Here is an 8,056-nt window from a genome sequence, read left to right as displayed (position 1 = left end):
AAGCGGCGATTTTCCGCCGGAAGCCCGGGTCGCCAGGGTGGTGGCGACTGAGCCACCCTGGCACGTTCACCGGTTATGCCGTGACAGAGTAGCAAGGAACATAAAGTGAACGGAATGACCACCAGAGCCGTATGTTCCCCCTCACCCCAGCCCTCTCCCTCAAGGGAGAGGGGGCCGTCTGTGCAGGCATTATTTTGTGGGGAACTCTCAGCCCTGACGGGAGCGGGTGAAGGGACTTAGTGGTGTTGCACGGTAGCAATGTCGAGAAGATGGCGGTCCGTCTGCTCCAGACAAATCCCCGCGCGTTTCGCGTTGCGGATTTCATCTGCGAGCGTCTTCAGCATCATGCCATCCTGCTGCTGCTCTCTGTCCATATCACGTAAAAACTTGAGGGTAATGATGTCCCGTTGCGCTTTGGCTTCATCAGCCAGTTTGCTCAGCTTCGCACAGCGTTGCTCATACTCTTCGAGCGTTTTCTGAAACAGTTCTTCCAGAGAAGTGTAATTATCTTCAATCGTTTCAAGCTCTTTGACGGTAGGGTTTGCCCCGACAGCTTTCAAAAAGTTAAAGACGCGCATCATGTGCGTGACGTTACTTTGCGCCTGAGTACGAAAGAAGGTGGCAGTGCCGTTGAGGCTTTTTCTGGAACACCACGCGCTCAAATGCAGATGCAGATTTGAAGCATAAAACTCCAGGTTCATCTGGGCATTCAGTTTTTGCATCATCGTTTGGGTAGTCATTCTCATATCCTTATTGACTGTGGGACTTGATGTCCGCTACTTAACCTGACCCGGCAGGTATTGAATTGAATGGCAGAAATAGATTTCTGCAAGGTAAAAAACTCGAAAATTCACTTCCTGTGTTCGATTAAAATAAGCATACGCTTCTCTTTGACTTAAGAAAACTCTTAATTGGGCTGTGTTTACCATACATTACAAATTTAAATATAGCCCAAAATAGAAAGAGGGTTAAGAGATTGGATTTAATATAACATGTTGATTTTAATGGGTGTGAAATTAATATCGCTCATTTTTATCGTTTCAGGAAACGTTCTTTGGCGGGAAATTCTGTAAAAGTGTTAAATCAGAAATAATATCTGCAAATATATCCTGTCGTATCAAATTTGAGCTAAATCAATTTTCACTCAATATACGGTTCTGTGATCGCGTCGCAAGATTGTGATCTGATAAAGAGTGAAAATGAAACACTGTTTTACATCGTTTCATTCGTTGAGGTTTATGATGGCTAACGTTGCGGTGCTGCTGGCACCCGGTTTTGAAGAAGCAGAAGCGATTATCACGATTGATATTCTGCGGCGTTTACAGATTGAGGTGGAGACGCTGGCCTGTGCGGAGTCCCGTGCGGTAGTGAGTTACCACAATATCCCCATGGTGGCTGACAGTACGTTAACGGAGCGCATTAATACGCTGTATGACGCAGTCGTGTTGCCCGGTGGGCCGCAGGGGAGCGTCAATCTTGCGGCTAGCCAGGAGGTGCTCCGCTTTGTTTCCGCCCATGACGAGCAGGGCAAACTCATCTGCCCGATCTGCTCTGCGGCCGCGCGGGTGCTGGGCGGTAACGGGCTACTGAAGGGGCGTCGCTACGTCTGTTCCGGCGATCTCTGGCAGAGCGTTGATGAGGGAGTATATGTGGATGCGCCGGTCGTGGTGGATAATAACCTCATCAGCGGCAAGGGGCTGGGGCACGCTTTTGACTTTGCGCTGGCGCTCTCTGCTCGTCTGTTGGGTGACGACGCCCCCGTGCGCGATCATGCTGAACACATCTATTACCGCTGGTAATTTTTTCTGCCGGGCGCTAAGGCGTCCGGGTTACAGGGATTTCTTAGCTGACCTTATGGATAATCCTGCTTAACTCCTTTCCATTTGTAGGACAATTACGTCCTTTTTTATGTCATTTTTCGCTGAATTTATGTACGCAATTACTGTAATTCTGCGGTGTGATGTCGCTCTCTTATGGATGATTAATTTCCCGCTAAAACTATCTCCAGCAATAACGCTTATGACGAGGTAAGCGCTAATGCCTTGTTTTAAGTCCGATTAAATAAGTTGTTCGCCATTATTCCCTACAGATAAGAATGCTAAAGCTGGAGTTTACCATGCACAAATTTACTAAAGCGCTGGCGGCCATCGGCCTGGCTGCCGTTATGTCACAATCCGCTATCGCTGAAAATTTAAAGCTCGGTTTTCTGGTTAAACAGCCGGAAGAGCCGTGGTTCCAGACCGAATGGAAATTTGCTGATAAAGCCGGAAAAGATTTGGGATTTGAGGTAATTAAAATCGCCGTACCTGACGGTGAGAAAACGCTGAACGCCATTGATAGCCTGGCGGCCAGCGGCGCGAAAGGTTTCGTTATCTGTACGCCGGATCCAAAACTGGGGTCAGCGATTGCCGCGAAAGCGCGCGGTTACGACATGAAAGTGATTGCGGTGGACGATCAGTTCGTGAACGCCAAAGGTAAACCGATGGATACCGTTCCGCTGGTAATGATGGCGGCCACTAAAATCGGTGAGCGTCAGGGCCAGGAGCTCTACAAAGAGATGCAAAAACGCGGCTGGGATGTCAAAGAGACCGCCGTGATGGCCATTACCGCTGACGAGCTGGACACCGCCCGTCGTCGTACCACCGGGTCCATGGACGCCCTGAAAGCGGCTGGCTTCCCGGAAAAACAGATCTACAAAGTCCCGACCAAATCCAACGATATTCCGGGCGCCTTTGATGCGGCGAACTCCATGCTCGTCCAGCATCCGGAAGTGAAGCACTGGCTGGTGGTGGGGATGAACGACAACACCGTGCTGGGCGGCGTGCGTGCAACGGAAGGCCAGGGCTTTAAAGCGCCGGACGTAATCGGGATCGGCATCAACGGCGTTGACGCCGTGAGCGAACTGTCAAAAGCGCAGGCGACCGGCTTCTACGGCTCTCTGCTGCCAAGCCCGGATGTCCACGGCTATAAATCCAGCGAAATGCTCTACAACTGGGTGACCAAAGGGGTTGAACCGCCGAAATTCACTGAAGTGACCGATGTGGTGCTGATCACCCGCGATAACTTCAAAGAGGAGCTGGCGAAAAAAGGACTGGGCGGTAAGTAATACGCTGTGATTGCGCCCCTCACTCACCGTGAGGGGCCAGACGTACACACTACAGGAATCACGGAGTCGTTATGCAACAGTCTGATCCGTATCTCTCTTTCCGCGGCATCGGTAAAACGTTCCCCGGTGTAAACGCGCTGACCGATATCAGCTTCGACTGCTATGCCGGCCAGGTTCACGCCCTGATGGGGGAGAACGGCGCGGGAAAATCCACGCTGCTAAAAATTCTCAGCGGCAACTACACGCCCACCACCGGCACGCTGGCTATTCGCGGCGAAGAGGTGGCCTTTGCCGACACCACGGCAGCGTTAAATGCGGGCGTCGCTATCATCTATCAGGAGCTGCATCTCATTCCTGAAATGACCGTGGCGGAGAACATCTATCTGGGCCAGCTTCCGCATAAAAGCGGCGTGGTCAACCGCTCGCTGCTCAACTATGAAGCGGGCTTGCAGCTCAAGCACCTTGGGCTGGATGTCGATCCGCAAACGCCCCTTAAGTATCTCTCCATCGGCCAGTGGCAGATGGTGGAAATTGCCAAAGCGCTGGCACGTAACGCCAAAATTATCGCTTTTGACGAGCCAACCAGTTCGCTCTCGGCGCGTGAAATAGAAAATCTCTTTCGCGTGATCCGCGAGCTGCGCAAAGAGGGCCGCATCATTCTGTACGTTTCTCACCGAATGGAAGAGATTTTTGCCTTAAGCGATGCCATCACCGTGTTTAAAGATGGCCGCTACGTGCGCACCTTCACCGATATGCAGCAGGTCAACCATGACCAACTGGTGCAGGCGATGGTCGGACGCGATCTGGGGGATATTTACCACTGGAAACCGCGCGAGTATGGCCCTGAGCGTCTGCGTCTGGATAACGTCAAAGCCCCGGGCGTGCGCACGCCCATTTCACTCTCGGTGCGCAGCGGCGAAATCGTCGGGCTGTTTGGCCTTGTGGGGGCAGGGCGCAGCGAGCTGATGAAAGGGCTGTTTGGCGGCACCCGAATAACCCAGGGCCAGGTTTTCGTCGACGGGAAAAAGGTCGATATTCAGAAGCCTGCGCAGGCGATTAACGCGGGGATTATGCTCTGCCCGGAGGATCGAAAGGCCGAGGGCATTATTCCGGTGCACTCGGTGCGCGACAACATCAACATCTCTGCCCGGCGCAAGTTCATCCGTGCGGGATGTCTGATTAACGACGGCTGGGAGGCGAGCAACGCGGATCACCATATCCGTTCGCTGAACATCAAAACCCCCGGGGCTGAACAGCTGATCATGAACCTGTCCGGCGGCAATCAGCAAAAAGCCATTCTGGGGCGCTGGCTGTCGGAAGATATGAAGGTCATTTTGCTGGATGAGCCAACGCGCGGTATCGACGTGGGGGCGAAACACGAAATCTATAACGTCATCTATGAACTGGCAAAACGCGGTGTGGCGGTCCTGTTCGCCTCCAGCGATCTGCCTGAGGTGCTGGGCGTCGCCGACCGCATTGTTGTGATGCGTGAAGGTGAAATTGCCGGTGAATTGCTGCATGAACAGGCGAATGAACAACAGGCGTTGAGTCTCGCCATGCCTAAAGTTAGCCAGGCTGTCGCCTGAGTAAGGAGTCAATGATGTCCTCTGTTACTACATCCGGAGCGCCGAAGTCGGCTTTCAGTTTTGGCCGCATCTGGGACCAGTACGGCATGCTGGTGGTCTTTGCTGCCCTGTTCGTCGCCTGCGCGATTTTTGTGCCGAATTTCGCCACGTTCATCAATATGAAGGGGCTGGGGCTGGCTATCTCCATGTCCGGCATGGTGGCCTGCGGAATGCTATTCTGCCTGGCCTCCGGCGATTTTGACCTGTCGGTTGCCTCGGTGATTGCCTGTGCTGGCGTCACCACTGCCGTGGTGATCAACATGACCGAAAGCCTGTGGATCGGCGTGCTGGCCGGGCTGCTGCTCGGCGTGCTGAGCGGCCTGGTGAACGGGTTTGTCATTGCGCGCCTGAAGATTAACGCCCTGATTACGACGCTGGCGACCATGCAAATCGTGCGTGGTCTGGCCTATATCATCTCCGACGGGAAAGCCGTGGGGATTGAAGACGAGCGTTTCTTCACGCTGGGCTATGCCAACTGGCTGGGTCTGCCTGCGCCAATCTGGCTGACGGTAGGCTGTTTGATCCTGTTCGGTTTCCTGCTTAACCGCACCACGTTTGGCCGTAACACGCTGGCGATTGGCGGCAATGAAGAGGCGGCGCGTCTGGCGGGTGTTCCGGTCGTACGGACCAAGATCATTATCTTCGTGCTTTCCGGGCTGGTATCGGCGGCGGCGGGGATTATTCTGGCGTCGCGTATGACCAGCGGCCAGCCAATGACCTCCATTGGTTATGAGCTAATCGTCATCTCAGCCTGCGTTTTAGGGGGCGTTTCCCTCAAGGGCGGCATCGGAAAAATCTCATATGTGGTGGCGGGGATCCTGATTCTGGGGACCGTGGAGAACGCCATGAACCTGCTTAATATTTCTCCGTTCTCTCAGTACGTCGTACGCGGCCTGATCCTGCTGGCGGCGGTGATCTTCGACCGTTACAAGCAAAAAGCGAAGCGTACCGTCTGATTTATTTTTAGCCATCAATATGCTCAACTATTAACCATAGTTGACCCCCTGACCGGCCCGCCAGTTTTGCTGACGGGCCGGTTGCCAAATGGCGAGCACCGTCACACTGTCTATACTTACATGGCTGTTTTGTTCACTGTAAGGAGGATTAGGGTGGCTGACTTGTTAACCGCACCGCCTGTACTGCCCGGAAAATTTGCTTTCTTTTTTGACCTCGACGGGACGCTCGCCGGGATTGAACCGCATCCGGAAGACGTCGTTGTACCGGACACGGTGTTAGAGAATTTGCAGCAGCTCTCCCGACAGAACGAGGGGGCACTGGCATTGATTTCAGGGCGCTCAATGGCCGAGCTGGGCGTGCTCGCCAGTCCTTATCACTTTCCGCTGGCCGGTGTGCACGGAGCGGAGCGCCGCGATATCCATGATCAACTGCATATAGTTTCACTCCCCGACACGCTGATTCAGGCGCTGCATACGCAACTCTCTTCGGCTCTGGAAATGCTTCCCGGCACGGAACTGGAAGCCAAAGGCATGGCCTTTGCTCTGCACTACCGTCAGGCGCCCCATCATGAGGCGGCGATATTTGCGGTGGCAAGAAGCGTGGCGGAAGCCCATCCGGAGCTGGCGTTACAGCCGGGTAAATGTGTGGTCGAGATTAAACCGGCAGGAATTAATAAAGGCGCTGCCATTGCAGCGTTTATGGCGGAAGCGCCGTTCAAAGGGCGTACGCCAGTCTTTTTTGGGGATGACCTGACCGACGAGGCCGGGTTCAGGGTGGTAAACCAGGCCCAGGGCATGTCTGTTAAGGTTGGATCTGGTGAAACCATTGCCGGATGGCGGCTGGAAAATGTCGCCAGCGTCTGGCAGTGGATATCTGACGTCGCTAACCAGCAACAACAACAAATAGCGCAAAACAACGGGAGAAATCATTATGGGTCGCTTAGTCGTCGTCTCTAATCGCATCGCACCGCCGGATGATAAAAAAGCCAGTGCCGGTGGCCTGGCGGTCGGGGTATTAGGTGCCCTCAAAGCCGCGGGTGGTCTCTGGTTTGGCTGGAGCGGGGAAATCAGTAATGATGAGAAACCGCTAAAAAAGGTGTCACGGGGCAATATCACGTGGGCCTCCTTCGCCCTTAGCGAGAAGGACTACGATGAATATTATTCCGAGTTCTCAAACGCCGTGCTGTGGCCAGCGTTTCACTATCGTCTGGATCTGGTGAAATTCCAGCGTGAATCCTATGAAGGCTACATGCGCGTTAACGCGCTGCTGGCAGATAAACTGCTGCCGTTAATCGAAGAAGACGATATTTTATGGATCCACGATTACCATCTGCTGCCCTTCGCCAGGGAGCTGCGTAAACGGGGTGTGAAGAACCGGATCGGCTTCTTCCTGCATATTCCGTTCCCGACCCCGGAGATCTTTACGGCGCTACCGCAGCATGATGAAATTCTTGAAGCATTGTCTGATTACGACCTGCTCGGTTTCCAGACGGAAAATGACAGGCTGGCGTTCCTCGACAGCGTGTCGGGTAAAACCCGGCTGGTCACTCACGGCGGCAAATCTCACACCGCGTGGGGACGAAATTTCCATACCGAAGTCTACCCGATTGGTATTGAGCCAGACGAAATCGCCGAGCAGGCCTCTGGTCCGCTGCCGCCGAAGCTTGCCCAGCTCAAGGACGAACTCAAGCACGTTAAGAATATCTTTTCGGTTGAACGACTGGATTATTCCAAAGGGTTGCCGGAGCGATTCCTCGCTTATGAAACCCTGCTGGATAAATTCCCGCAGCATCACGGCAAGATCCGCTATACCCAGATAGCGCCGACCTCGCGCGGTGAGGTTCAGGCTTACCAGGATATTCGTCACCAGCTGGAGACCGAAGCAGGGCGCATCAACGGGCGCTATGGTCAGCTCGGCTGGACTCCACTTTTCTATCTGAATCAGCACTTTGAGCGCAAAATCCTGATGAAAGTGTTCCGCTATGCGGACGTCGGGCTGGTCACCCCGCTGCGCGACGGGATGAATCTGGTGGCAAAAGAGTATGTAGCAGCACAAGATCCTGCTGACCCGGGCGTGCTGGTGCTGTCCCAATTTGCCGGTGCGGCAAACGAGTTAACCTCGGCGCTGATTGTGAACCCTTACGATCGCGATGACGTGGCAAATGCCCTGAACCGCGCGTTAACCATGCCGCTTGCGGAACGTATTTCACGTCATTCAGAAATGATGGAGACCATCGTTAAGAATGATATCAACCGCTGGCAGGCGCGTTTTATTGACGATTTGCGCGCGATCCAGCCGCAAACTCAGGAAGGTGATCTGCAAAAAAAGATCGCGACCTTCCCTAAACTCGCCTGATTTTCTCCGGGGG

Annotated in this window: 7 protein-coding genes; 6 read left to right on the top strand and 1 reads right to left on the bottom strand. The window is 53.8% G+C overall.

The window, feature by feature from the left end:
- Positions 1-236: 236 nt before the first annotated feature.
- Complete coding sequence (locus IMQ56_RS16750) at positions 237-740, bottom strand: non-heme ferritin-like protein (protein WP_063863063.1); 504 nt, start codon at positions 738-740, stop codon at positions 237-239.
- A gap of 501 nt (positions 741-1,241) precedes the next feature.
- On the opposite strand from IMQ56_RS16750, the gene IMQ56_RS16745 reads away from it, so the two are divergent.
- The 6 genes from IMQ56_RS16745 to otsA all read left to right on the top strand — a co-directional run bounded on the left by IMQ56_RS16745 (position 1,242) and on the right by otsA (position 8,043).
- Positions 1,242-1,799 carry a DJ-1 family glyoxalase III gene (locus IMQ56_RS16745; protein ID WP_047728096.1) on the top strand — a complete coding sequence of 186 codons (558 nt, stop codon included), beginning with the start codon at positions 1,242-1,244 and terminating at the stop codon, positions 1,797-1,799.
- Positions 1,800-2,116: 317 nt separating this feature from the next.
- Entirely contained in the window at positions 2,117-3,106 is a 990-nt protein-coding gene (gene araF / locus IMQ56_RS16740; protein WP_017384422.1) for an arabinose ABC transporter substrate-binding protein AraF, read from the top strand.
- Between the two features lie 71 nt (positions 3,107-3,177).
- The gene (gene araG / locus IMQ56_RS16735) at positions 3,178-4,692 is read left to right on the top strand and encodes an L-arabinose ABC transporter ATP-binding protein AraG (RefSeq protein WP_003859688.1); all 1,515 of its coding nucleotides are present in this window, start codon (positions 3,178-3,180) and stop codon (positions 4,690-4,692) included.
- Positions 4,693-4,706: 14 nt separating this feature from the next.
- Positions 4,707-5,687 carry an arabinose ABC transporter permease AraH gene (gene araH, locus IMQ56_RS16730; RefSeq protein ID WP_003859689.1) on the top strand — a complete coding sequence of 327 codons (981 nt, stop codon included), beginning with the start codon at positions 4,707-4,709 and terminating at the stop codon, positions 5,685-5,687.
- A gap of 153 nt (positions 5,688-5,840) precedes the next feature.
- Complete coding sequence (gene otsB / locus IMQ56_RS16725) at positions 5,841-6,644, top strand: trehalose-phosphatase (RefSeq protein WP_196064096.1); 804 nt, start codon at positions 5,841-5,843, stop codon at positions 6,642-6,644.
- Positions 6,619-8,043 carry an alpha,alpha-trehalose-phosphate synthase gene (gene otsA, locus IMQ56_RS16720; RefSeq protein ID WP_015570257.1) on the top strand — a complete coding sequence of 475 codons (1,425 nt, stop codon included), beginning with the start codon at positions 6,619-6,621 and terminating at the stop codon, positions 8,041-8,043. The genes otsB and otsA overlap by 26 nt, the downstream gene beginning before the upstream one ends.
- Positions 8,044-8,056: the final 13 nt, after the last annotated feature.

Source organism: Enterobacter sp. Res13-Sevr-PEC09-46 (assembly GCF_015672585.1).
Lineage (GTDB): Bacteria > Pseudomonadota > Gammaproteobacteria > Enterobacterales > Enterobacteriaceae > Enterobacter > Enterobacter hormaechei_C.
This window is presented reverse-complemented; position numbering and strand designations above follow the sequence as displayed.

Excerpts from the sequence above, each read along its gene's own strand:
- araF (WP_017384422.1), top strand. The coding sequence starts at position 2,117 with ATGCACAAATTTACTAAAGCGCTGGCGGCCATCGGCCTGGCTGCCGTT.
- araG (WP_003859688.1), top strand. The coding sequence starts at position 3,178 with ATGCAACAGTCTGATCCGTATCTCTCTTTCCGCGGCATCGGTAAAACG.
- IMQ56_RS16745 (WP_047728096.1), top strand. The coding sequence starts at position 1,242 with ATGGCTAACGTTGCGGTGCTGCTGGCACCCGGTTTTGAAGAAGCAGAA.
- araH (WP_003859689.1), top strand. The coding sequence starts at position 4,707 with ATGTCCTCTGTTACTACATCCGGAGCGCCGAAGTCGGCTTTCAGTTTT.
- otsA (WP_015570257.1), top strand. The coding sequence starts at position 6,619 with ATGGGTCGCTTAGTCGTCGTCTCTAATCGCATCGCACCGCCGGATGAT.
- IMQ56_RS16750 (WP_063863063.1), bottom strand. The coding sequence starts at position 740 with ATGACTACCCAAACGATGATGCAAAAACTGAATGCCCAGATGAACCTG.